Origin of the sequence: Bacillus sp. 166amftsu, assembly GCF_900107445.1 — a bacterium.
In the GTDB taxonomy this organism is placed as follows: Bacteria; Bacillota; Bacilli; order Bacillales; family Bacillaceae_G; genus Bacillus_A; species Bacillus_A arachidis.
Window position 1 is genome coordinate 469,236 of sequence record NZ_FNQA01000001.1, and the last position, 25,188, is coordinate 494,423.

The 25,188-nt window shown below is 35.7% G+C and carries 27 protein-coding genes and 1 pseudogene; 7 read left to right on the plus strand and 21 right to left on the minus strand.

Going from position 1 to position 25,188, the window contains the following annotated elements; genetic code table 11:
- Nucleotides 1–2: 2 nt before the first annotated feature.
- Together BLV40_RS02645 and BLV40_RS02650 are read right to left on the minus strand one after the other, a co-directional pair.
- Nucleotides 3–1,133 carry a serine hydrolase domain-containing protein gene (locus tag BLV40_RS02645; protein ID WP_026590119.1) on the minus strand — a complete coding sequence of 377 codons (1,131 nt, stop codon included), beginning with the start codon at nt 1,131–1,133 and terminating at the stop codon, nt 3–5.
- A 93-nt stretch (nt 1,134–1,226) separates the two neighbouring features.
- Nucleotides 1,227–2,519: a sensor domain-containing diguanylate cyclase gene (locus BLV40_RS02650; RefSeq protein WP_139265491.1), complete on the minus strand. Its 1,293-nt coding sequence runs from the start codon at nt 2,517–2,519 to the stop codon at nt 1,227–1,229.
- A 363-nt stretch (nt 2,520–2,882) separates the two neighbouring features.
- On the opposite strand from BLV40_RS02650, the gene BLV40_RS02655 reads away from it, so the two are divergent.
- The 3 genes from BLV40_RS02655 to BLV40_RS02665 all read left to right on the plus strand — a co-directional run bounded on the left by BLV40_RS02655 (nt 2,883) and on the right by BLV40_RS02665 (nt 4,619).
- A complete protein-coding gene (locus BLV40_RS02655; protein ID WP_090687350.1) occupies nt 2,883–3,500 on the plus strand; it encodes a nitroreductase family protein in 618 nt (205 codons plus the stop codon).
- A 222-nt stretch (nt 3,501–3,722) separates the two neighbouring features.
- Nucleotides 3,723–3,941: a hypothetical protein gene (locus BLV40_RS02660; RefSeq protein ID WP_090687351.1), complete on the plus strand. Its 219-nt coding sequence runs from the start codon at nt 3,723–3,725 to the stop codon at nt 3,939–3,941.
- Nucleotides 3,942–4,259: 318 nt separating this feature from the next.
- Nucleotides 4,260–4,619, plus strand: a complete 360-nt coding sequence (locus BLV40_RS02665) for a DUF3915 family protein (RefSeq protein ID WP_090687352.1) — start codon at nt 4,260–4,262, stop codon at nt 4,617–4,619.
- 92 nt (nt 4,620–4,711) lie between these two features.
- Here the strand turns inward: BLV40_RS02665 and ptsP are convergent, their stop codons facing one another.
- The 4 genes from ptsP to glcT all read right to left on the minus strand — a co-directional run bounded on the left by ptsP (nt 4,712) and on the right by glcT (nt 10,073).
- The gene (ptsP, locus tag BLV40_RS02670; RefSeq protein ID WP_090687353.1) at nt 4,712–6,424 is read right to left on the minus strand and encodes a phosphoenolpyruvate--protein phosphotransferase; all 1,713 of its coding nucleotides are present in this window, start codon (nt 6,422–6,424) and stop codon (nt 4,712–4,714) included.
- Nucleotides 6,424–6,687: a phosphocarrier protein HPr gene (gene ptsH, locus BLV40_RS02675; RefSeq protein WP_000411078.1), complete on the minus strand. Its 264-nt coding sequence runs from the start codon at nt 6,685–6,687 to the stop codon at nt 6,424–6,426. The genes ptsP and ptsH overlap by 1 nt, the downstream gene beginning before the upstream one ends.
- A 134-nt stretch (nt 6,688–6,821) precedes the next feature.
- A complete protein-coding gene (gene ptsG / locus BLV40_RS02680; protein WP_090687354.1) occupies nt 6,822–8,885 on the minus strand; it encodes a PTS glucose transporter subunit IIABC in 2,064 nt (687 codons plus the stop codon).
- A 339-nt stretch (nt 8,886–9,224) separates the two neighbouring features.
- Nucleotides 9,225–10,073 carry a glucose PTS transporter transcription antiterminator GlcT gene (glcT, locus tag BLV40_RS02685; RefSeq protein ID WP_090687355.1) on the minus strand — a complete coding sequence of 283 codons (849 nt, stop codon included), beginning with the start codon at nt 10,071–10,073 and terminating at the stop codon, nt 9,225–9,227.
- 165 nt (nt 10,074–10,238) lie between these two features.
- Here glcT and BLV40_RS02690 point away from each other — a divergent pair, with 165 nt between their 5' ends.
- Nucleotides 10,239–11,057, plus strand: a complete 819-nt coding sequence (locus BLV40_RS02690; protein WP_090687356.1) for an HAD family hydrolase — start codon at nt 10,239–10,241, stop codon at nt 11,055–11,057.
- Nucleotides 11,058–11,135: 78 nt separating this feature from the next.
- Here the strand turns inward: BLV40_RS02690 and phnF are convergent, their stop codons facing one another.
- From phnF to BLV40_RS02720, 6 genes are all read right to left on the minus strand, one after another.
- Nucleotides 11,136–11,867, minus strand: coding sequence for a phosphonate metabolism transcriptional regulator PhnF (phnF, locus tag BLV40_RS02695; RefSeq protein WP_081810942.1), 732 nt, complete (start codon nt 11,865–11,867; stop codon nt 11,136–11,138).
- Entirely contained in the window at nt 11,797–12,585 is a 789-nt protein-coding gene (gene nagB / locus BLV40_RS02700) for a glucosamine-6-phosphate deaminase (protein ID WP_026590109.1), read from the minus strand. Before nagB ends, phnF begins: the two co-directional genes overlap by 71 nt.
- Nucleotides 12,586–12,590: 5 nt before the next feature.
- The gene (gene nagA, locus BLV40_RS02705; RefSeq protein WP_090688293.1) at nt 12,591–13,733 is read right to left on the minus strand and encodes an N-acetylglucosamine-6-phosphate deacetylase; all 1,143 of its coding nucleotides are present in this window, start codon (nt 13,731–13,733) and stop codon (nt 12,591–12,593) included.
- A gap of 256 nt (nt 13,734–13,989) precedes the next feature.
- Nucleotides 13,990–14,892, minus strand: a complete 903-nt coding sequence (locus BLV40_RS02710) for a ComEC/Rec2 family competence protein (RefSeq protein WP_090687357.1) — start codon at nt 14,890–14,892, stop codon at nt 13,990–13,992.
- Between the two features lie 73 nt (nt 14,893–14,965).
- The gene (gene scpB / locus BLV40_RS02715; protein ID WP_026590106.1) at nt 14,966–15,541 is read right to left on the minus strand and encodes an SMC-Scp complex subunit ScpB; all 576 of its coding nucleotides are present in this window, start codon (nt 15,539–15,541) and stop codon (nt 14,966–14,968) included.
- A 211-nt stretch (nt 15,542–15,752) separates the two neighbouring features.
- The gene (locus tag BLV40_RS02720; RefSeq protein ID WP_026590105.1) at nt 15,753–16,490 is read right to left on the minus strand and encodes a segregation/condensation protein A; all 738 of its coding nucleotides are present in this window, start codon (nt 16,488–16,490) and stop codon (nt 15,753–15,755) included.
- A gap of 168 nt (nt 16,491–16,658) precedes the next feature.
- Between BLV40_RS02720 and BLV40_RS02725 the strand changes: the two genes are divergently transcribed.
- A complete protein-coding gene (locus tag BLV40_RS02725; RefSeq protein ID WP_017151030.1) occupies nt 16,659–16,754 on the plus strand; it encodes a YjcZ family sporulation protein in 96 nt (31 codons plus the stop codon).
- Between the two features lie 117 nt (nt 16,755–16,871).
- Nucleotides 16,872–17,390, plus strand: a complete 519-nt coding sequence (locus tag BLV40_RS02730; RefSeq protein WP_090687358.1) for a DUF309 domain-containing protein — start codon at nt 16,872–16,874, stop codon at nt 17,388–17,390.
- A 20-nt stretch (nt 17,391–17,410) separates the two neighbouring features.
- Here the strand turns inward: BLV40_RS02730 and BLV40_RS02735 are convergent, their stop codons facing one another.
- Nucleotides 17,411–17,776: a GNAT family N-acetyltransferase gene (locus BLV40_RS02735; RefSeq protein ID WP_026590103.1), complete on the minus strand. Its 366-nt coding sequence runs from the start codon at nt 17,774–17,776 to the stop codon at nt 17,411–17,413.
- Between the two features lie 545 nt (nt 17,777–18,321).
- Nucleotides 18,322–18,759 carry a peptidylprolyl isomerase gene (locus BLV40_RS02740; RefSeq protein ID WP_026590102.1) on the minus strand — a complete coding sequence of 146 codons (438 nt, stop codon included), beginning with the start codon at nt 18,757–18,759 and terminating at the stop codon, nt 18,322–18,324.
- 188 nt (nt 18,760–18,947) lie between these two features.
- On the opposite strand from BLV40_RS02740, the gene BLV40_RS02745 reads away from it, so the two are divergent.
- Nucleotides 18,948–19,814 (plus strand): DUF1002 domain-containing protein, encoded by an 867-nt coding sequence (locus BLV40_RS02745; RefSeq protein ID WP_026590101.1) that lies wholly within the window; start codon nt 18,948–18,950, stop codon nt 19,812–19,814.
- 230 nt (nt 19,815–20,044) lie between these two features.
- Here the strand turns inward: BLV40_RS02745 and BLV40_RS02750 are convergent, their stop codons facing one another.
- From BLV40_RS02750 to BLV40_RS29050, 7 genes and pseudogenes are all read right to left on the minus strand, one after another.
- A complete protein-coding gene (locus BLV40_RS02750) occupies nt 20,045–20,848 on the minus strand; it encodes an HAD family hydrolase (RefSeq protein ID WP_139265451.1) in 804 nt (267 codons plus the stop codon).
- A 95-nt stretch (nt 20,849–20,943) separates the two neighbouring features.
- Nucleotides 20,944–22,416 (minus strand): spore germination protein, encoded by a 1,473-nt coding sequence (locus tag BLV40_RS02755; RefSeq protein WP_090687360.1) that lies wholly within the window; start codon nt 22,414–22,416, stop codon nt 20,944–20,946.
- Nucleotides 22,394–22,972, minus strand: a complete 579-nt coding sequence (locus BLV40_RS02760) for a stage V sporulation protein SpoVABEA (protein ID WP_026590098.1) — start codon at nt 22,970–22,972, stop codon at nt 22,394–22,396. The genes BLV40_RS02755 and BLV40_RS02760 overlap by 23 nt, the downstream gene beginning before the upstream one ends.
- 5 nt (nt 22,973–22,977) lie before the next feature.
- A complete protein-coding gene (spoVAE, locus tag BLV40_RS02765; protein WP_026590097.1) occupies nt 22,978–23,328 on the minus strand; it encodes a stage V sporulation protein AE in 351 nt (116 codons plus the stop codon).
- Between the two features lie 3 nt (nt 23,329–23,331).
- On the minus strand, nt 23,332–24,348 hold the full coding sequence (gene spoVAD / locus BLV40_RS02770; RefSeq protein ID WP_026590096.1) for a stage V sporulation protein AD: 1,017 nt from the start codon (nt 24,346–24,348) through the stop codon (nt 23,332–23,334).
- Between the two features lie 12 nt (nt 24,349–24,360).
- Complete coding sequence (spoVAC, locus tag BLV40_RS02775) at nt 24,361–24,819, minus strand: stage V sporulation protein AC (protein ID WP_026590095.1); 459 nt, start codon at nt 24,817–24,819, stop codon at nt 24,361–24,363.
- Between the two features lie 113 nt (nt 24,820–24,932).
- Nucleotides 24,933–25,075: pseudogene (locus tag BLV40_RS29050) on the minus strand (stage V sporulation protein AA); the annotation flags it as partial.
- Nucleotides 25,076–25,188: the final 113 nt, after the last annotated feature.

Genomic DNA, 25,188 nt, shown 5'->3' on the forward strand with positions numbered 1-25,188 from the left:
ACTCATCCCCTTTGCTCTATTAAGTCGCTGACCATCTTTCGAAATTCCTTATTAAAATCATCATCCACGCCATTTTGTACATTTGAGAATAAAATAACAAATGTTCTCTTATCCTTATTGAAATTATTAAATGTATTCCAGCCAGAAAGTACACCATGATTATGAAAATAATCAGGATAAATATAAAAACTAAATGCATATTTTCGTGCTGGTGAAGGTGTAAACATTGCTTGGATACTTTGTTGTGAAAGAAGTTTTCCATTTATAATTGCTTCATCCAACTTCTTCATATCTCCAACTGTAGTATACATCTCACCACAACCGTATAACCAATCCATTGCCAATTTTGGTGCAGGTACAAGTACATTATCTTTCTTTTTATATCCTTTAGTAAAATGTTGATCTCCTGGCACCATATTCCCCATGCCTGATTCATACATTTCTGCTCGTGCAAAAATATTCTCCTTTATGTATTCTCCTAAAGGCTTTTTAGATATATTTTCTATAATGTAAGCCAACACCATATAATTATAATCAGTGTATTCCCAACCAGTTCCTGGCGGAAAAGCTACTTGTTGCTTTCCAATCCAAGTAACTAAATTCAAATGGGATGCAGCATTCACTTTCCCCTTTCCCTTCCCTGGTAAACCAGAAGTATGTGTCAGAAGATGATATAATGTAATATTTTTATCTGCCGGGAATGAAGGGATATATTTATTTACATTATCCTGAATATTTAACTTCCCCTGCTCTTGCAGCTGTAAAATCGATGTTGCCACAACAGTCTTAGTAATTGAACCGATACGATATTTTGTTTGTGGCGTATTTTCAATTTTATTTTGAACATCTGCGTACCCATATCCTTTATTCAACACAACATGATCTTTATCCGTGACAAGAACTGTTCCATTGAAATTTTTATCTTTTAAATATTGATCTAACTTTTGTGCCACACTGGCATAATCAATTGGCCGTCCCTCTTTTTCTTCCGATTTATCATGTAACGCAGAATCAACAGAAGGCGTTACCTTAGGAGTTGCTATTTCTTCCTTCTTTGGTATAGAAAAAAAGTAATACACACTCCCGCATACTATACAGAAACTCAAGACCATAATAATTAATCTTTTTGTCATTAACAAACCTCCGCAGTTATTTTATTATAAATGGTCCCCCTCTTTCTATTATCAGACAACAGAAAAAAATCGCAACACTTTGTTGCGAAAAAGTTACATTTTTTCTTTTCTATATAAACGTACTTGGTTTTTTCCATTTTTTTTCGCTTCATATAATGCAATATCCGCTCGTTGCATCAATTCTTCTTTTGTAATTCCTTGCTCATATAAAGCAACTCCAAAACTCGCGGTTAATTTTGAAATACTAGAAAATTGTTTTGTTTCAATAAAAAATCGTAATGATTCAGCAATTTGAAAAGCCTCTTTTTCCGTTGTATTTATTACTAATATAATAAATTTCTCACCACCCCACCTTGCGAAAATATGCTGGGGTGCTATTTTAGATTTCATAAGTTCAGCTAACTGAATTAATGCTAAATCACCAAAATCATGTCCATATGTGTCATTTACTTTTTTTAAATCGTCTATATCAAAAAGAATAATTGCCATTGTGTGATTCATTCGTTTCTCATTATCCCATTTTTCTTCTAATAATTGTTGAAACTTCAAACGATTGTATATTTCTGTTAAAGAATCAATTGCAATAAGCTGTTCTTGCTCTTGATATAATTCATCTAGTTCCGTAATATCTGTACAGCTAACAATAAACCTAGACAAATCTTCTGGCACAGGTACCGCACGTAATAAAAAAACAAATTCTTCGCCTTCATAATTATACATTTTTATTTTTCTGGATTGTTCTAAAGAATCATCGAGCCAAGTTATATCATGTTTTGTTGCATAATATCCATGATCTTGGATAAAATGTTCCGCAAATACCATATGTTTCTCACGGTATGAAAGTAAATCTTCATATCCAAAAAAACTCAAAAAGTTCGTATTACAGTCAACGATCTCATCATCTTCTACAATAAATAATAAATCATTTTGAAAATCAAACATCATTTGAAGAAGCTCTTGTTGAATAGTCACCTGCTGCAATAGTGATATTTGATAGAGACATTTGTTTACCTCTTCCAGTACAACCTGTGGTGTAACAGGAGCTATCACAATATTTCGCACTCCTATTGTAAGCAACTCTACAAATTTTGACGTCACCGGATGATCCCAAATAACAATAAAAGAACTCCTTGGATTATACATGTGTTTTATATACTCTACTTGTGCACCATTTGACACATATATGATCACAATTTGCGGTCGAACTTTTTCTAATAATCTTTCTCCTTCTTCAAAACTACTTGCTAAAAACATACATTTTGGATGTATCTCATCAATTGTATACTGGTGATTACACCCTTCTTCTATATAAAGTACATTTACATGGAGATCCTGTAATACATTTTGAAAAACCGTATTCTCTAATAAAAAATGTAGTATGTTCACCACTGGTCTTCACTCACTTCATATATCCTGTTCTACTGAATTCTTCACTATCCTTTTCTACAAGGGATTGTTATCAAAAGAACCCGATTAGTGAGGGCTAAGCATCAGCAGGAACGAGGAACTCTCCCGCTGACAGGAGCTTCACTTTACATATCTCTTCTTGATCTGCGAATCATCTTTTTATTGTATGATTACATGAGTGACAGTGTTTGTACGAATGCCCTCCTTTTATGCTATTCTCAACAACTTGACAATTAAAATAAAGATATTATATTCTTTTACAGTGACAACTTACAAAATGTAAGTAAAAACTTTTACATATGGAATTTTTTACAGATCGACATAAAACTTTGGAGGTATATTATGACACAGCAAGATTTCTTTACTGTTTTATATGAACGAACATCTAATCGTGCATTCAACCCTGAAAAGGAAATTTCAAAAGAGGAATTACAAGAAATTTTGAAAGCAGCTGGCCAAGCACCATCCGCTTGGAACTTACAACATTGGAAATTTCTTGTTTTCCAAGGTAAAGATGTACAAAGCCGTTTACACCCAATTGCTTATAATCAACAACAAATTCTTGATGCTTCTGCAGTAGTCGCTATTTTAGGTGATCTAGAAGCACACAAAAACATCGATTCTGTTTATGGTCCAATCGTAGAGCAAGGGTTTATGAAAGAAGAAGCAAAAGAACGTTTGACACAAAATATTGAATCTGCATATAAGCGTGAACAATATCCACGAGATGCAGCCTTCTCTAATGCATCTTTAGCCGCAATGCAACTTATGCTTGCAGCAAAGGCAACTGGCTGGGATACTTGTGCAATCGGTGGTTTTAATTCACAAGCACTAATGGATGAATTTAATGTTTCCTCTCGCTATGTACCAATCATGCTAATTACAATTGGTGAATCTACATTAAAAGGGCATCCTGCACCACGTATGCATGTCGAACAAGTAGTGGAATGGGCAAAGTAAACAGTCCCACAATAGCATAAAAAAACGAAGGGAGCTCCCCTTCGTTTTTTTATGTCATTTCTTTGTAATATTCCCCATATATAAACAGCAGTTCATTTCTCTGACCATCTTTTAAACTGCAGTATTTTGTCGAATCTTGTTATGTCTTGAAATATAAGGGGTGTTTTTTTGTTACAATTATGATACAATAGTAACAAATAGATAACAAGAGAGGGATTTTCATTGAATTCATATGGAAGCTTTATTGCATTTTTAAGCTATGCCGTAACTGTACTGCTTCTATACTTTATTGGGGATGCCACAAATATTACAATGCTACAATTTCCAAAAGAAAAAGCACTACAACTAGAAGAGGGACTACATATCTCACAATCTATCATGCCATTATTGTTAGCTGTTCCCGTATATGCAATCGTTTTATATAAAAGTAAAAAAGTGTAAGGGATACCTCGTTATAAATGAAGGTGTCCTTTTCTATATATGCAATTATTCATGAATAATTAGCCTTCACCTACAGGTTCTTATTGATGCAAAGATGATACATAAGGGATAACTCCCCATAAAATTTGGATTTTCGAATAAAGAAAAAACACTAATAGAAGTTACGATCTATCTTTCCCTGTCATTTACCCTTATCCAAATACCATTAAGTAACAAATACCCACCTAGTCATTTAAAATAAGAAAATAGCCCAACGCTCTGTCCAGTCACCACATATGGAACTTACATACATTATAAGTGTGAAGGGGGTGAAGAATTATGTTTGGATCTTTTGGATGTCGTGACGACTTTAGAGATTGTCATCATGATCATTGCCGTGATCGTGATCGTGAAAGAGAAAGAGAAAAAGAAAAAGAAGAGTTTCATAGAAGAACACCAGTATGTAATGTCCTTAGAAACGTTGCAATCGGAACAGAAATTTCTCTTTTAACTATTAGAGGAGACGTTACTTTCAGAAATGTTATTTTTGAAGGGTTCTGTAACGGCGTTGCTCTTTTCTCCGCTTTAGCTACTAGAGATGATAAAGATAATAAAGATGATAAGAATAACATGAACACAACTAAATTCACAGGTATTTTACGTGTTTGCCCAAATGATATCATATCAATCGCTATTTAATTCTTTCTCGCCTCAGAGTTATAAAAATCAAATCTAAATTTAGCATATAAAAAACCTGAGACCGATTTCAATCGGCTCAGGTTTTTTTATTATTAGATACTTTTAACTAATGCAACAACTTCTTCAGCAGTTGACATTGTTAATGCTTTTTGCGCTAACTCTTCCATCTCTGCTTTTGACAACTTACTTAGTAGTGTTCTTGCAGGAAGAATAGATGTTGCACTCATGCTAAATTCATCTAATCCTAATCCAAGTAATAGTGGGATTGCAAGTGAATCCCCTGCCATCTCACCACACATGCCAGCCCATTTTCCTTCTTTATGAGCAGCATCGATAACCATTTTTACAAGACGTAAAATAGATGGATTATACGGTTGGTATAGGTAAGATACACGTTCATTCATACGGTCAGCAGCCATTGTGTATTGGATTAAGTCGTTTGTTCCGATAGAGAAGAAATCAACTTCTTTTGCAAACTGATCTGCTAATACTGCAGAAGCGGGGATTTCTACCATCATACCTACTTCAATAGCATCAGAAACAGTTGTACCAGCTTGAACAAGTCTTTCTTTCTCTTCTAATAGAATTGCTTTTGCTTGACGGAATTCGTCAAGCGTTGCAATCATTGGGAACATAATTTTTAAGTTACCATATACGCTTGCACGAAGTAATGCGCGAAGTTGTGTACGAAACACGTCTTGTTCTTCAAGGCATAAGCGAATTGCACGGTAACCTAAGAATGGATTCATTTCTTTTGGTAAATGTAAGTATGGAAGTTCTTTATCTCCACCAATGTCAAGTGTACGAACAACAACTGGTTGACCTTCTTTTACACCTTCAAGAACTGCTTTATACGCTTCGAACTGTTCTTCTTCTGTCGGAAGATTGTCACGGCCCATGTATAAGAATTCTGTGCGATATAAACCAACACCTTCTCCACCATTGTCAATAATACCTTGTACATCGTTTGGTGTTCCGATGTTTGCAACAAGCTCAACATGATGTCCGTCGCTTGTGACAGTCGCTTGATCTTTTAATTTCGCCCATTCAGCTTTTTGTTCTTCAAATTTTGCTTTCTTTTCTTCGAAAGTGCGAAGAGTTTCTTCAGATGGGTTTACAATTACTTCTCCATCTAAACCATCGATGATTACGATATCGCCGTTTTGGATTTGTTCCATAACAACTTTTGTACCAACAACAGCTGGAATTTCCATAGAACGAGCCATAATTGCAGAGTGAGATGTACGTCCACCGATATCAGTTGTGAAACCTTTTGCATATTTGCGGTTTAACTGTGCTGTATCAGATGGTGTTAAATCCTCAGCAATGATGATTACTTCTTCAGAAATTGTACTTGGATTTGAGAAGTTAATGCCTAGTAAATGTGCAAGAACACGTTTTGTTACGTCGCGAATATCCGCTGCACGCTCTTTCATATATTCGTTATCCATGTTTTCAAACATAGTAATGAACATTGTTGCAACTTCGTCCATTGCAAATTCAGCATTTATTTTTTCACTATTTACTTTATCTTTTACTGGATTTACTAGTTCTGGATCATTTAGTACTAGTAAATGTGCTTCAAAGATAGCAGCTTTATCAGCACCAAGCTCAGCAAAAGCATGGTCTTTAATTGCTTCTAATTCTGATTTTGCTTTCTCAAGCGCAGCGTCTAAGCGTGCAATTTCTGCAGCTTCGTTCGTAATCGTTTTCTTTTCAATGTTAAATTCAGGATTTTCAAGTCGGAAAGCCTTCGCAATAGCAATCCCACTTGATGCAGCAATCCCTTGAATATTAAGAGTCATTATTCTCCTAATCCTTCGTTTTTCATAGTTTCTTCGATAGCTGCTAGTGCTTGAGCTGCATCATCACCATTTGCAGTGATTTTAATTTCTGCGCCTTGTTGAATACCTAAAGACATAACGCCCATGATTGATTTTAAGTTAACGTTTTTACCATTATATTCTAAGTTAATGTCAGCACCGAATTTGCTTGCAGTGTTAACAAGTAGAGTTGCTGGACGTGCATGAATTCCTGAGTCACTAGTTACTTTAAAGATTTTTTCCATAATAATCTATCTCCTTTAAATACAGTATTTTTTAGTTGTATAGACGTGAGTACTACACCGTCTATTGTATATAATGGGCGATGTTCGGTCAACCACATCGCCCATTATAATTATAAACATTTTGCGTCAATTTCTTACTGAATGTCAATAATATTGGCTTCGCCTTTCTTGACATTCCCCTCTTTTTTCAATTCAACTTGTTGTCCTTGCTGTAAATTTGTAAAAATAATTGGTGTAATAATAGATGGTGCATTTTCTTTTACAAATGCTATATCTACTTTTAATAACGGTTGTCCTTGTTTCACTTTATCACCTTGTGCTACAAGTGATTCAAAACCTTCACCATTTAATTTTACAGTATCAATACCGAAGTGAATTAAAATTTCTTTTCCACCTTCAGATTGAATACCAATTGCATGTTTAGTTGGGAATACATTAACAATCTCGCCGTCAACTGGGGAAACTACCGTTCCTTCTGTTGGCTCAATTGCAAATCCATCTCCCATCATTTTTCCTGAAAATACTTGGTCAGGTACTTCTGTAATCGGTAAAAGCTTTCCTTCAATTGGAGATACAATTGTTTCATTTGTATCAGCTTTTTGTACAGTTTCTTCTACTTTTACAGGTTCTTCTTTTTCAATATGAGGCGTGCGACCTGACATAATATCATGAATTTGTGACTTTAACGTGTCAGATTTTGGTCCGAAAATAGCTTGAATGTTATTTCCTACTTCAAGCACTCCCGCTGCCCCAAGTTCTTTCAAACGATCTTTGTTTACATTTTTTTGTTCGTTAACTTGAACACGTAAACGTGTAATACAAGCATCTAAAGAAGCAATATTCTCTTTACCACCTAGTGCTGCTAAAACTTCGCGTGGCAGTTCGCCTGCTTCTGCTTTTCCTGCACCATCAGTATTTGTTGTTACTTCGCGACCAGGTGTTTTTAAATCCCATTTGCGGATTGCAAAGCGGAATCCGAAGTAGTAAATTACTGCAAGTACAAGACCAACAACAATTACCCACCACCATGCTGTACGACCTGGTAAGACACCAAATAGCATAAAGTCAATTAAGCCACCAGAGAATGTCATCCCAATTTTAACACCTAAAATGTGCATTGTCATAAATGATAAACCAGCAAATACAGCATGTATTCCGAATAATACTGGTGCTACGAATAAGAATGAAAATTCAAGTGGTTCTGTAATACCTGTTAGGAAAGATGTTAATGCAGCAGATCCTAAAATACCAGCTGCCAATTTTTTATTTTCTGGACGGGCTTCATGATACATTGCTAAAGCTGCTGCTGGAAGACCGAACATCATGAACGGATACTTACCAGTTGTAAATGTACCAGCTGTTAATTCTACGCCGTCTTTTAACTGCGCCATAAAGATTTTTTGGTCACCACGGATTAATTCGCCAGCCGCATTTGTATACTGACCGAATTCGAACCAAAACGGTGAATAGAAAATATGATGTAATCCGAATGGAATTAATGAACGTTCAATTAAACCAAAGATAAATGCTGCGATCGTTCTATTTGCATCAATCATTTGATGGGAGAACGCATTTAAGCCACCTTGAATGTATGGCCAAACGAAGCACATGATAATACCTACTACTAAAGAAAATGTTGCAGTCGCGATCGGTACGAAACGCTTCCCTGCAAAGAAACCTAAGTATGATGGCAATTCAATATCGAAGTATTTATTATAACAATATGCCGCTACTATCCCGACGATAATACCACCAAATACTCCTGTTTGCAGCGTTGGAATCCCTAATACATTTGCATACGCAGGATCTGCAAAACCGATTTTAACTGGGTCAGCCCCAGTACTTGTTACTTTCACTAGCTTGTCTACTTCTAAGAACACACTCATCGTTTTGTTCATAATTAAGTAGCCGACGAACGCTGCTAAACCAGCTACCCCGTCCCCACCTGCTAAACCAATTGCTACCCCAACTGCGAATAATAAAGCAAGGTTAGCGAAAATAATGTCACCAGATTGTTCCATAATTTTTGCAACCATTACGAACCAATCCGCTTTTAAAGCAGGAATAAGATTTGTTAATTGTGGATTTTGAAATGCATTACCAAATCCAAGTAAAATACCTGCCGCCGGCAAAATCGCTACTGGAAGCATAAGCGCTTTTCCGACTTTTTGAAGAACACCAAAGATCTTCTTAAACATGGAAACCCTTCCTCTCTTATCTATATTGATACTTTTCGACAAACGCCAAAAAGGCATGAGGAAAAAAAGATAGAACGATAGCTATACAAAGGGTAGTATGTCCCTTTCTTTAGCTTACATTCCCAACTTTTCTCCACTCATGCCTGATCGAATCAGTAACACGTGTCAAAAATAGGTTTACGTATAAGTTCACTATAATTAAGGCAAACGTTTTCGTTACTCACCTTAACGTGTTTGTCGAAATTTGTATAACTTTGTATTAGTAATTATACATAACTATTGTAAGCGATTCAATCATTTTTTTTAACGTTTTCATTTTAGACAAAATATAATGTCTTTTTACACATGCTCCGCTTTCACTAATCGTTGCAAGTGCATCGTTAAATACACGCTCTCCGCTTCATATACAGGAAGTTGCAGTTCTTTTTGCATTACCTTAACTAGCTTCCAAGCCAAGTTATAACAGATTGGATATTCTGCTTTTAATAAATCAGCAAATCCCTGCGCTTCTTCTACCTTTTCTCCCTTTTTCACCCGTTCAATTGCATATTGCAAATGACGAATAAGGCGTAAATAATGAATACTTTCTGGATCTAATGTAAGATGTAGATTTGTTTCAATTAATGAAACAAGCTTTGCAATAAGACGGGCGTTTTGATTAACAGAAGATAGATCAGAATTTGTGAGTGAACTATAAATATGAAGTGCAATAAAGCCAATTTCCCCTTCTGGCAATGTAATTTGCAAACGGGAATTTAAAAGTTGTACAACTCCTTCAGCAATTTTGTACTCTTCTGGGTACAGCATTTTTGTTTCAACTAAAAAAGGATTATCTATTGTAAAGCCTTGTTTCAGTCGTTTAATTGCAAAAGAAATATGATCTGTTAAGGCAATATGAATATGCTCGTTTAATGGTGACTGCGCCTTTTCTTGAATATATATCATAATATCGTTCATCAGTTCAATTAATTTTTCGCTCACATGTGGCACTAAAAGCTTATATTGTTCACGGTCACGTTCATTTTTTAAAACAAACATTTTTTCAATTTGCTCCGCTTTTAATACATCTTTCGCTTTCTTTCCAAATCCAATCCCCTTGCCAATCACTACTACTTCCTCATGCTCCTGATGGCTCGCAATGATGACATTATTATTTAAAACTTTTTTAATTTCTAGATAATTATTCATATAACACCACCCTCGTACTTAAATAACCTGCTTTTATGTTACAGAACATCCTTCTTTTTCGTCAATGCAAAACATCTACCAATTTAGAAAAAGTCATATTTTAGACATGATTGCACTATATACGTATAATGTAAGAGCAAATATACATAGAAAGGAGAAAGCAACATGATTAAAATGTTTATAAGCGATATTGATGGTACAATGATGCGACATGGAGGTTTCATTGATCAAGAAGATATTGCTGCACTTCATAGTCTCGCAGAGCAAAATGTGATTCTTTGTTTTGCCTCCGGTAGGCTTGATAATGAAATTGCTGATTTGATGAAAGAGGTTGGTACTAACTTTCACCGTATTAGCGTAAATGGTGTATTCGTATATACCCATGAGAATAAACAATTATTGTCTGCGACATTTGATTCTGGCATTTTACCAGATTTGTTAGCAATGACAAAAGAAGAGCCTTATTTTCGTTATGTAAGTGACGAATATAATTATTACATTGAGGAAAAAACACCCTTTATTCATGAACTTGAGAAACAAGTTACAATGACTTCTGTTGAAGAACCAAATTTATTACAAAAAATTGATAATACAATTTTTCCTAATAAAATTTCTGTCGGGGGCATGAAAGAAGACTTACAAGTACTTCAGAAAAAAATCGATGAGAAATTTAGCGGTAAAGTCAGTACCTTTATCTCCGCTGAACAATGCTTAGATGTCATGCCTCCAAATGTTAGCAAAGGGTCCGCCATCTCCGTTTTATTACAAGAATTCCAAATAAAACCTGAAGAAGTTGCTTGCATCGGTGATTCTTACAATGATATTCCGATGTTTAATTTAACACCCCATAGCTTTGCCATGTCACAGGCTGATGATGAAGTGAAGAAGCACGCACAATATGTCGTAGACTCTGTAAAAGACGCTGTAGAACACGCGATAACTTACAACTCCAAACGAAATAAAAATACGACTCACCCCCTATAAGGATGAGTCGTATTTTTATTTCTCTACATATCCAATGGATGAATCGAAAGTTTAATACATTTCACAAAATAAAATATATTACTTGTTTCGTGAAATACTCGTAATAAACTTATAACGATCACCACGATAAATACATTTCACGTATTCTAGCGGTAATTCGCTTTCTGCATATGACCATTGTCTCATTACAAGTACAGGTGCTTTCTTTGGAATATGCAGATGCTCCGCTTCATTATCCGTTGCAATTGAAGCTTCAATTGCTTGGGTAGCACGAACAAGTTTAAAGCCTAATTTTTTCTCTAAATGTTCGTATAAGGATTGTTGCAGAATTTCTTCGTTAATATCTTTTACAAGAGTTGGTGACAAGTATGTCGTCTCAAAAGCAATCGGTTCGTCATCAGCTAAGCGGATACGCCTTACTTCATACACCGATTCTCCCTCTTGTATCCTAAGCCGCTCTGCTATTTTAGCAGTAGCTGGAACTACGCGGAAGCTTAATAATTGGCTGCTTGGTTGCATACCGCGAGAAAGCATATCCTCTGTAAATCCGGTCATCCCTTGCAGCTTCTGCTCCACTTTCGGAAGTTGAACAAACGTTCCAATTCCGCGTTTTCGATATAAATACCCTTGCTCCACTAAGTTATTAATTGCCTGTCTGATTGTCATGCGACTTACTTCGAACTTATCACAAAGTTCATTCTCAGATGGAATTTTATCTCCCGGCTTCCATTCACCGCCCTCAATTAGCTGTTTCACCCACTCTTGAATCTGATAATAGATCGGAAATGGTGAATACTTGTCGATGTTCATCAGCAATCGCCTCACTGCATAAAGATAGAGCTTCTGGATCGGCAATTACAGTTACACTCGGATGACGTTGCAATACTGTAGCAGGACACGCTTCGCTATACTTACCTTGCAATAATTCCTTAATTGCTTCTGCTTTTTTCGGTCCCATAGCAACAAGGAGAATTTGTTTCGCTTTCATAATGCTTCCAATACCCATTGTAATCGCATGGGTTGGCACATCTTCTTCTTTTTCAAAGAAGCGAAGATTTGCTTGGCGTGTAGACTCTGTTAATTCTACAATGTTAGTTGAAGAATTAAACGCTGTCCCTGGCTCGTTAAATCCGATGTGACCGTTTTCACCGATTCCAAGAATCTGTAAGTCAACTGGGTTAGCTGTTAGAATGCTTTCATAACGCTTACACTCTTCTTCTAAATCACTTGCCATCCCATTTGGTACATAAGTTTCTTTAAAAGGAAGATGATCAAACAACTGTTCTTTCATAAAGTAATGATAGCTGTTTTTATCTTCATGTGGTAAATTTACGTACTCATCTAAGTTTACAGTGGTTACACGGCTTGTATCAAGTTTATTTTTTCGCATTTCTGCATAAATACCAAGTGGAGAGCTTCCAGTAGCCATTCCTAATGTTGGGTTTTCTTTTGATTTTATAACTTCCTCAATTAACTTATAACCTGCTTCTGCTAATTCTTCCGAAGTTTTTACAACAAGAATATTCATCCTACTTACTTCCCTTCTTTCATATGGATTCCTAATCGAACTGTATCATATACATGTAAATCTTGGGTCATGACAACAAAGTCAGCATCTTTGCCTACTGCTAATACACCTTTATTCGTTAATTCAAACTCTTCAGCTTGGTTAACTGATGTCATAAGAACAGCATCTTCAACAGAACATCCTGTGAATTCAATTACATTTCGGAATGCTTGATCCATTTTCAAGATACTACCAGCTAACGTTCCATCTTCTAACCTTGCGCTACCGTCTTTTACATGTACCGGCTGTCCACCAAGTTCATATAATCCATCTTCTAAACCTTTTGCACGCATTGCGTCAGTAATGACACTTACTTTTTTAGGGCCCTTTAATTTATATGCTAACTTCACCATATCTGGATGAATATGAATACCATCTGTAATAACTTCAACCATTACATCTGGATTTAATAACACATGACCAACAACTCCTGGTTCACGGTGATGTAAACCACGCATTTGATTGTATAAGTGTGTAGCATGTGTAATATTTCTATTTTTTAATTGTGCATCAATTGCATCTGTATGTCCCATTGTACCAACAACACCAGTTTCAGCAAGATACTGTTCAAACTCTATCGCACCCTCTTCTTCTGGCGCATACGTTACTAATTTAATTAAATTACCGCTTGCCTCTTGCCATTGTTTAAATTGTTCAATATTCGCAGGAACGATATGCTCAAGTGGCTGTGCTCCTGCACGTTTTTTTGAAACATATGGTCCTTCTAAATGCATATATTCAAAATGCGCTCCTTTTTCTTTCGCTTCTTTTGCAGCTATTAATGCCGCTTCAATTGCTTCTGGAGCTTGCGTCATTGTTGTTGGGAAATAAGTTGTAACCCCTTCTTTTAACATTTCTTTACCAAGGGTTACCAATCCATCGCTATTTGCATCCATCGCATCAATATCGTATCCACCATGAATATGAACATCGATCATACCTGGAATCACAATTTTTCCTTCTGCATCAAATACAGTTTCATTTTTTTGTGATACATATTGAGCCATCAAACCAATTTCTTCAATTTTTTCTGCGTAACGAATAAATCCACTTTCCATTACTTCGTGACCTGTATAAATTTTGGCATTGATGACAACTTGCGTTTTCATTTTCATCGATCCTTTCCCATGAAATACCTACTTGTATTATTACCTATTTGCCTAATTCCATCTTAATATATACACGAGTAGTTGTCTATACATTAAAAACAAATTTCCTCTTTTATGATTAAAAAAGGAAATTTACTTTTCTTATCTAATTATAATATATACTATTCACTTTTTCCAAAAGAAGACAATGAACCTTTTTTGAAATTTGGTATCGATTTCTTATTTGATTCAAAATGTAATCATAAGTGGTATCGAGTTACTTTAATAATGGAAGTGGAGGGTTGGACCACATTACAATATGTTCTCCATCCGTTTCAATATCTACTGTTCGTTTATCGGTTACATACGTCATCACACCATATCTCTTTAATCTTTTTACTACACTTTGGTGTGGATGCCCATATGGATTTTTTTTATCATAAGAAAGAATAGCAAATTGAGGATTTACCTTCTTTAGAAATTGTTCACTGGTTGACGTATATGAGCCATGGTGACCTACTTTTAAAACATCTGCATGTATATTATATCGCTTCATTATTTTTTTTTCAGTTTGTATATCCGCATCTCCCATTAACAAAAAATCAGCTTTGCCATATCGAACCTTTAAAACGATCGATGATTCATTATTTTCATCCTTTGATTCTCCGTTATTTAACACTTGAATTGCAACTTGGGGATCTAACGGAATATGCTGACCTTGTTTTACACGAACAAACGGAATACCCCTCTTTTTAATATTGTTCCTATACGTATGATATGTAAAAGAACTATAGGTTTTACCGCTATCTAATACAAGTGACACTGGCATTTGTTCTATAATCGGGATAAGCCCACCTATATGATCCATATCTGGATGAGTCCCTACCACAACATCTAAATGATTGATTCCCTTTTCAACTAATTTTTGAATAATTATCTCTCCAGCCTCATAAGGTCCTCCATCGATTAACACAGTTTGACCATTAGGTAAGATAATAAGTATAGCATCACCTTGTCCTACCTTAAAAAAGCTCATCTTCATTTTTCCTAAATGTGGACGTTGTATGGAAAAAGAAGACGCAGTATGAACAGACGTCATATATCTTTTGGCAGATGTGCTGTTTAATGCAAAACATAATAAAACAGAAACTAGCAATAGAATAATCCGTACTCTTTTCATAATCCGTCTCCTTTTTCATTTAGTATGACACGAGGCGTATTTCATATACAAAAAAGCTTAGCAATGTGCTAAGCTACGATTTTGACAGTTCCTGCAAGGAGCCAAAGAATAAGTCGGCTTCATTCATTTGTTCATCTTCTTCAGAAAGAGCTGGTAAATCATCTAATGTTTGAAGTCCAAACGTATCTAAGAACTCTTTCGTAGTACCATATAAAATCGGACGCCCTGGTCCTTCCGCTCGACCCGTTTCTTTTATAAGTAAGTGCGAAACCAATGTTTGCAATGCTCGATCTGTTTTCACACCACGAATTTCTTCCATCTCCGTTCTTGTAATTGGCTGACGATAAGCAACAATCGCCAATGTTTCAAGAGCGGCCTGAGAAAGAGAAGCGGCGGTTGGGGTATTCATCAATTTTTGATAATAAGGAGCATGTTCTTTTTTTGTAGCAAAGCGATACACTTTTGCAAATTGTACAATTTGCAAACCTCTCTGCATCCCTTCACATTCCCTTTGCATTTCCTCGATCATCTGAATTACATCTTTCACTTCAACCTCAAGTACTTTTGCAATTTGTTCCGGGTAAATTCCTTCATCACCCGCAACAAATAAAAGTCCCTCAATAATTGCCATTTTTTCTTTTCTATCCAACGTACAATCTCCTTTCTTATACTTTTCCATGCAAAAATGTCCATAGTAAAAACCGAATCACAGTATATTGCGTCCGGTCCAACATTCCTTCTATTGTTCCTAAACACGATCATGGAATCTTTGATCAGTGGGCGTATTTCCACTGATCATTACTTTCACTCATCAAATACTTACTGCTAGTTTTCCTCACAATCTTAAGATGCAAGTTCTACTAGGCTTTAGAACGAGTCAAAAAGATTTCATCAAAATTGTGTTCTTGCTCAATAATAATTTGTTGATTTTTCATGAGTTCTAGTACAGCTAAAAACGTTACAACCATTACTTCACGCTCTTCATCAACAAATAAGTCATAAAAGCTTTGACGTCCTTCCGCTATTTCTAACTGCTTTAAAATATCACTCATACGTTGTTCAATCGGGATTTCTTGACGAGTAATTCTTGTTGTTACTGGACGTTTGGATTTTTTACGACGTAAAAGTTTTTGAAATGCCGCTAACATATCATATAGTGTGACATCGAGAGGTAAACTTGTCTCCTCTTCTGACTGAAACGATGTAAAATCAATTGGTGGACGTGTAAAAAGTTGCGCTCTCTCTTGTTCTCTCTCTTTTAATTCAGTAGCAACTTGCTTGTATTTTTTATATTCAATTAACCGCTCCATCAACTCTTGACGGGGATCATCTATAAAGTCTTCACCATTATCAGGTACATCTTCCTCTTGTTTCGGTAACAGCATTTTACTTTTAATTTGCAATAGCGTTGCAGCCATCACCAAATACTCACTTGCAACATCCAATTGCAAGTCTTTCATCGTATGAATATAAGATAAATACTGCTCTGTAATTTCCGCTACAGGAATATTATATATATCGATTTCATAACGATGAATTAAATGTAACAATAGATCTAAAGGCCCTTCAAAAGCCTCTACTTTAAAATTATATTGCACAAAGCATCCCACCACATTTTTTCTATAACAACATAAGTATAGAGCATACTTATGTTCTATCCAACCTTTTTCAGAAATTTAGTTGAAAATAGACACCTGCCCATGCAACAATGCCCACCCTTTCATATGATAAAAATGTAGTAAGTTCAATGTAGGAGGTAAAAAACTATGGGCCATGTTGATTGTGGTTTTCACGGCGGTTTCGCTTTACTTGTTGTGCTCTTTATCTTATTAATCATTGTAGGCGCGGCTTGTTTCTGCTAATGCAGAATATAATAAACGACTAGAGATTCTCTAGTCGTTTATTATTTATCACGCTTTTTTCGGAATTTCACTTCATGATACACTGTACATAAGACTATTTAGACAGGAGTGAAAAGAATGTATCCTACAGCATACATACAATTTTTAATTCATTTTCATGGAGATTACGATTATTTTGAATGTCATGAAGTATTAGAGGAGCATTGGAAATTAAAACCTAGAGAAGAGCGGGACAACTATTGGGTTGGTTTTATTCAAATAGCAGTTTCTTTATATCATCACAGACGCTCAAATTGGAATGGTTCACTACGAATGATGAAAAGCGCCATTACTATTTTAAATAAAGAAAGTAAACAAGTGCACAAATTAGGTTTGAATCACTCCAAACTTTTAACTATATTACAAAAACAATTACTGTCTATTCAAGCGCAAGAACCTTTCACACCTATATTTTTACCTTTTTCAGATTCTTCTTTAGAAAACACATGCCGGCAATTATGTACAGAAAAAATGATTCCTTGGAAAGATGCTCAGTCGCTACCTACTGAATACATTATCCATAAGCATAAATTGCGTGACAGAAATGCTGTAATTGCCGAACGAAACGAACAGCTAAAAAAAAGAAAGCAGAGATGACATGGTTCCTATCTCTGCTTTTATGAATGTATATTCTGTTCAACTTCCTGACACTTTTCGCAAAAACTCGCAGTTTGTTCATTACCACAAATCATAGCATCTTGAAACTTATTTTTTAACTCTTGTACCATCTTCGTTCCAATCCCCATGTGACGATGAGACGGATTTACACTAATATGTTGAATCTTTAATACATCTTCTTCTTTAATAACTCCAATTATCCCAACAAAATCATCATTTTGTTTCCACAAATACAGTTGCCAATGATCATTTTTATCATATTCCTTCATTGTCACCTGTAAAGTTTTCACATCTTTTTCAGTTGGCATAAAAGAAAGAAGCCCCATTGCAATCTTTTCATAACTTTTTTTAAAACGAATTAACATAAACCTTATCCCTTCTTACAAAAGTTACAAACCATGTATCCCCTCTACTACTATTTTTACATCATATCCATTTTACAATATTTTCACTGTAGTGAGAAGGGCTGCCAAAACAACCTGATAATCATACAAAGAGAATTTAGGAAAGTCAAATGTATAGTATTCATTTATTTTCACTAATAAAATAAACTCAGCTTCTCTCAGAACTGATTGAACTACAAAGCTTACTGACTTCGAATAGCAAAATACATCTTCACTTTATTCTATGTATTTTTATAAAAATAGTTTTATTGCAAATAAGTTTAGTTAGCTATAAAAACTTTACTATTTACTCTCTTATCATTTACTGCACATTACTTACAAATTCCTGTTTATAGATTAAAACTTTTCTTATTTAAGTTTTCTCTCCAACTGCCACTACAAACATTGAACAAAGTAAATTTTTATATCCAAATATCCCCAGTCTCCTTTACATGTCATGTGAAATTTTGAATGATGATTCTTTAACAGCGAAAAAAATAAAAAGAGAGCACAGTGCTCTCTTCAGCTTACTCTTCCCAAACTTTAACTTCTTTCATTACATCGCCTTGACGCATGTTTAATACTGTTTCAATCCCACTTGTTGCTTTACCAAACACAGTATGTACACCGTCTAAATGTGGTTGTGGCTCATGAACGATAAAGAACTGGCTACCACCTGTATTACGGCCAGCATGCGCCATAGAAAGTGAACCAACTACATGTCTATGAGGATTTTCATCAGTTTCACATGGAATAGAGTAACCAGGGCCACCTGCTCCTGTTCCCGTTGGATCTCCACCTTGGCTTACGAAACCAGGAATAACACGATGGAACGTAACCCCATTATAGAAACCTTGATTTGCTAATTTTTTAAAGTTTTCAACTGTTTTTGGTGCTTCCTCCGAGAAAAATTCCAATTCGATTTTTTCTCCGTTTTCCATTAATATGTATCCTAAAGTTTTCATGCTTATATGTCTCCTTTCGACTATCTCAGCACTATATTACCATATTCGTGCTCAGAAACAAAAAGAATCCGACAATCTGCATACTTCTTTTTTAAAATCAGTACGAAGACGGATGACAAATTTTTAAAATATACTATAATTACTTTGTTGCCCGCAAATTTCAAGAAAAAGAAAGGGAGCGATTTTTCGTGAAAACGAAACTATTAGCCCTGCTATTAGCTGTTACGGTATTTATGATTCCGTCAGCTTCATTTGCAGACGTGATTGAGGGAGAATCAATCGTTACATTAGGAGAAAATTTATCTGAACAACAAAAACAGGAGCTTTTAAAAGAAATGAAAGCGCCAAAAGATGCGCAAGTTATTACTGTATCTAATGCGGAAGAACATAAATTTTTAGAAGGCATCGTTCCAAAATCACAAATTGGTACAAGAGCGATTTCCTCTTCTATGATTACGTATACAAAACCAGGATCTGGTCTTATTGTACGAGCAAAAAATATTAATTGGGTAACAGATGCAATGTACACAAATGCACTTATCACAGCAGGTGTCAAAGATGCAGAAATCCAGATTACAGCACCATTTAAAGTATCAGGAACAGCTGCTTTAACGGGCTTAATGAAAGCTTACGAAACTACAGCAAACAAAGAAATTCCTGAAGAAGTAAAAAAAGTAGCTAATGAAGAAATGGTACAAACAGCTAAGCTTGGTGATAAAATCGGTGACGAGAAAGCTGTTCAACTTGTTGCAAAAGTAAAAGAAGAAATTGCCAAAGAACAGCCGAAGACCACAGAGGATTTACGTGCGCTAATTAAAAAGATTGCTGATCAACTCGGTATTACACTAACAGATGAGCAATTAGATAACTTAGTTTCATTATTTGATAAAATGAAAAATTTAAATATTGACTGGAACCAAGTTGGTAGCCAATTAAATAAAGCGAAAGAACATGTTTCAGCCTTCTTAGGGTCTGAAGAAGGACAAAGTTTCCTAGATAAGATAAAAGATTTTTTCTCTAGTATCATTGATTTTATTAAATCATTATTTAAGTAATAAAAGCTCGTCAGTGACGAGCTTTTTCTTTATACATCCAAATTTAAAAACGACATAAACCCTCTTTTTTAGACGTGAGAGATCATCGCCTCATGCCTTGTGAAGACAAAAAGAGAAAATGAGTGGAGATTTCTGTTTGTTTTCATAGCTGCGACTTATATGCAGGAAAACAAAATGGATTTATCCCACTATTTGCGGACAGTTACACTCTCACCTCAAAATGTTTCACTTTATACAAGCAAGGGTAACTTCATAATAGCTTCCTCTACAGAACGAACAACGTGACGCGCCTTTTCCTTTACATAGGGATGTGCATGATGAAGAGAAAAAGAATGTGGTGTTACTGTAAACATGGAAATATCATTAAAAGAATCACCAATACATGCTACTTCATGCGCTTCAATGTTTAAATGCTTCATCAACCGTTTTAAAGCACTTCCTTTACTAACCCCTATTGGCATAATATCCACATAGCCTTTTCCAGAAATAAAAATTTCAGCTTGCTCATGAAAAGTTTCTCTTAGCTCTTCATCTAATATCACAATCTTTTCTGCTTCTCCATACACAAACAACTTTGAAGGATGGACTGTTTTACCAAACTCTTCTTCTAATGTTTCTATCTCCGCAATATGCACACTCATATATTCTTCAAAAGCATAATGATGTTCATTTTTCTTTTTGGTATATCTCTGCTCTTTTGCACATACAATATCAGCTAGTCTTTTTTCATGTATATATCGATATATTTCCTGGGCAACTTGATCATTAAATTTCGATTCATGGAATATTTGCCCGTTTGGTAATAGCATGGTAGCTCCATTTAAACCCGTCGTATAATATGGAAATCCGAATCTTCTAACCACATCTTGGATCCTATGTGTAAAACGGCCAGAAGCAAAGCAAATATTCGTTCCTTTTTCCGCTAACCAACAAAGTGCTTTTTCATCTTCTTTATGAATATGGCTTACATTATAAACGAGTGTATCGTCTAAATCACTTACAAATAGTTTGATCATGCTCTCTTCCCCTTTCATACACAATTTCTACTCTAAGTGTACGAAAAAAATGTTGTCTTTTTGTTACAAAACGATAAATTTATAATAAAAAATAAGCAGGAGAACGATCCTGCTTATTTTTGTCTACGTATATTTTGTGGATGTACAATACTTGGACGCACTTTTAAACTAGACATGGTCGGGCGTAATAATATTGTTTTTAATGCTCCCCAGTCAAATGGTAAAAACGGCCATAAATATGGTGTTTGCAAACTTTTGATGGACGTTAAAAATAAAATTAACATCGTCATGCCAATTACAAATCCTATCTCATGGAAGAAGCCAGTTAAAATAATGACAAATAATTTTCCTAGTTTGTTTCCAAGTCCTAATTCGTAACTTGGTGTTGCATATATTCCAATCATTGAAACCGCTGTATATAAAATAACTTCTGGAACAAATAATCCAACGTCAATTGCAATTTGCCCAATTAAAATCGCTGAAATTAAGCCGGTAGCTGATGATAGAGGAGTTGGTGTATGAATCGATGCCATTCGCAAAAATTCAAGTCCAATATCGGCCATAACTATTTGTAACAATATAGGGAGATTGGTCATTTTATTTGGTCCAATGAAAGCAAGTTTTTCTGGTAACAACGTTGGATCGAACACAAAAACAAGCCAAAACGGTAATAAAAACAAAGAAAATATAATACCTACAAAACGAACCCATCTCAAAAATGTACCAACTGCCGGATTTTGCCTAAACTCTTCCGCGTGCTGTACATGGTGAAAATAAGTTGTTGGTGTAATCATTACGCTTGGTGATGTATCAACAATGAGTAATACATGTCCTTCTAATAAATGACTTGCCGCTACATCAGGTCTTTCTGTATAACGAATAAGTGGAAAAGGATTATAACTTTGTTTAACCAGAAACTCTTCAATCGTTTTATCTGCCATTGTAATGCCATCCACTTCAATACTCTCTAGCTCTTGCTTAATAATTTTTATCAAATCTGGATTCGCAACATCTTGAACATACGTAATGCAAATATCCGTTTGCGATCTATCTCCCACCCGAATAATTTCGTTTCGAAGGCGCGGATCACGAATACGTCTTCTTATCAATGCTGTATTAACAACAATGTTTTCCACAAAACCATCTCTTGCCCCGCGCACTACTTTTTCTGTATCCGGCTCTGTCGGTGTTCGGCCTGGATAACTACGAACATCAATTACAAAAGCTTCTGTTTCACCTTCTACAAAAATAATTACAAGACCAGATAAAACTTGTAGCATTACTTCATCCATCGTTTTCACTTTACTTACTTGTTGATGGATAAGTCGATTTTCTAAAAGCTTTACGGTATTCTCACCAACATCCCTTATCTCATTTGTATCAACTGCTTCTTCTAAAATCGGAATAATGTAGTTTGTATCACACAATCCATTTACAAATAATACACCAATCTCTTTATCAAGAATTTGAAACTTACGAATCCCTACATCAAATGTGACACCAAGTCCAGCTGTTTGTTTCAAATAATTTTCATTATCACTTATGAAGGAAGAAATCGGGATATTAACTTTCTTTTGTTTCGTCATAAAACCCACTTCTTTCTAAAATTAATTGAATTGCTTTTTTTGTAATTGGCGATCCTCGCTCCCACTCATCATTTCTACACATCTTTCCTATATCACCAATCCCTACAATTACAGGGACAGTTAATTCATCTAAACAATAAATCGTATCTCCATTAATTCTGCCAATTTCACCATCGGGGAGTCCGAATTTATCAACACCATATTCTGTTAATCTGCCTTCTCGATCTATACTGATATCTACACGAGCCCACTCCCAATGATGTGTATTAGATGCAACGGCTAAAATACCAAGAACATCAATTTGTTTATGCATTGCCACATATTTTAGCGCCTTTTCACCGGAACCCTCCCCTATAAATCCACTATCATCAAACATAACAAATACAGGGTCATATGGCGTTTGCATAATTAGCTCCACAATCTTCTTTCCCGTCAATTTTGTTGGATTGCTTTGCGATGCAGAAATACACCTTCCGCCAAATTCCTTTGTTAACAGCTCAATCGTTCTTTTTGCATATTCATCTCCATCTGTCACCAAGATAACCCTTCGTCTCATTTGATTTATCCTTTCGGTTTACATATAAGTGCTACAAAAAATGCAAATAATATCGCTGCTGAAATACCTGAAGAAGTTAAGCTAAACATGCCAATTCCAATTCCTAAATAACCATGTTTTTCAGCCGCCTCTAGTGCCCCGTGTAAAAGGGAATGTCCAAAGCTCGTTATAGGAACAGTTGCACCTGCACCTGCAAATTTTATGAGCTTATCATATAGTCCAAAACTATCTAAAATCGCTCCAATCACTACAAACGTTGCCATCAAATGTGCAGGGGTTAATTTAGCAAAATCCAATAAAATCTGTCCTATAACACAGATAGCTCCTCCAACGATAAACGCATATATAAAATCCACAATTCACACCCCTTTTACCCTTTCAAATACAACCCCATGTGCAATTGTCGGAATCGTTTCTTTTTGTTGAATCATAATCGGGCTTAACAATGCTCCTGTTGCAACTACAAAAATACGTTGTAAGTTTCCCTTTTGCATTTCTTTTAATAAATGACCGTATGTTACAACTGCCGAACAAGCACACCCGCTTCCACCTGCAAAGACCTCTTCTTGATCCCCATAATAAATCATTAATCCGCAATCATTATATACATTCCCTAAATCATACCCTTCCTCGAGTAAAAGTTGCTTCGTAATTGGCGCTCCAACACCTGATAAATCACCTGTAACGATTAGATCATAATCTGCTGCGCTTCTTCCTAAATCTTCAAAATGCTGTTGAATTGTATGAGCGGCAGCAGGCGCCATTGCTGACCCCATATCAAAAGGATCTGCAATTCCTAAATCTTGCACTACCCCAATGGTTGCAGCTGTTACTTTAATATTGCTCTGTTCTTTACTAATTAAAACTGCCCCTGCTCCTGTAACAGTTGATGTTGCTGTACCAGGTCTTTGCCCCCCGTATTCTGTCGGATAACGGAACTGCCGTTCGGCAGTTGCATTATGACTACTAACTGTAGCTATCACACGGTTAGCAAATCCTCCATCAATAAAAGCCGATCCAATTGCTAATGTTTCCATTGATGTCGCACAAGCACTGAACATGCCTAACAAAGGAATTCCAAGCTCCCGAGCCACGTAATTTGCTGTAACAGTTTGGTTTAATAAATCGCCTGCTAAAAGAAAATCAATTTGCGAAGGCTTTACATCTCCTTTTTGCATGACTTGCTGAATTGAATCATTCATCAATCGTCTTTCAGCGAGTTCCCAATTCTCTTCCTGACAGTGCAATTCATCATATGAAATATCAAAACACTTTCCAAGAGGACCTTCCGCTTCTTTTGGACCGACAGCAGTACCTGTTGCATTCACAAATATATTATTTTGAAATACCCATGTTTGCTTCCCTGTCAATCTCATATCTAGTCTCCTTTAAGATAACCAAAGTTTAAACGTATATCGAATTAGACCAACAATGTATGCTCCAACAACACCAAAGACAATTACACTTCCAGCAAGCTTAAACATATTTGTCGCAACTCCGAGTACAATTCCCTCACTACGATGCTCAATTGCCGCACTTGCCATTGAATTTGCAAATCCAGTAACAGGAACTGCTGAACCAGCCCCCCCAAATTGACCGATTTTATCATACACACCCAATCCCGTTAACACAGCTGATAATAACACAAGCGTTGCTATTGTAGGATTTCCGGCATTTTGCTCACTGAAGTGAAAATAGTGCATATAAAATTTCATCAAGCATTCACCTACTGTACAAATCAGGCCCCCTACGACAAACGCTTTTACACAATTCATCACATAATTTGACTTTGGGTGATAATCTTTTACTTTATGTATGTAATCATCTTTTAATTTATTTTGTGTCATCTTAATACCTCCTACCTTGCAAAATAAATCCAATGAAACAAAGACCCCATTACCTTCCCAAGCACAAGTGCAACGAGTAGAACCACAATTTTCCCATCTCCTCCGACACGTTTTGTGATTTTATAAACAAGTTGTTTTTTATTTTCTCTACTATGCTAAAATCTCCAACAACTTGTGCAACCTCTTCAATCTTCACCTCATATGAAGGAGATACCCTCAGCCTATTTCGCATTTTGAGATAGATTGTTCGCTCCACTCCACTCATCTCTTCACTATTCCTCGTAGTTGTAGTATGGTTTTTGGAAATTTTTCTAATACAACTTTTTTCATAAAAGTATTAGAGATTTACTACCGATTTAAATAAAAAAA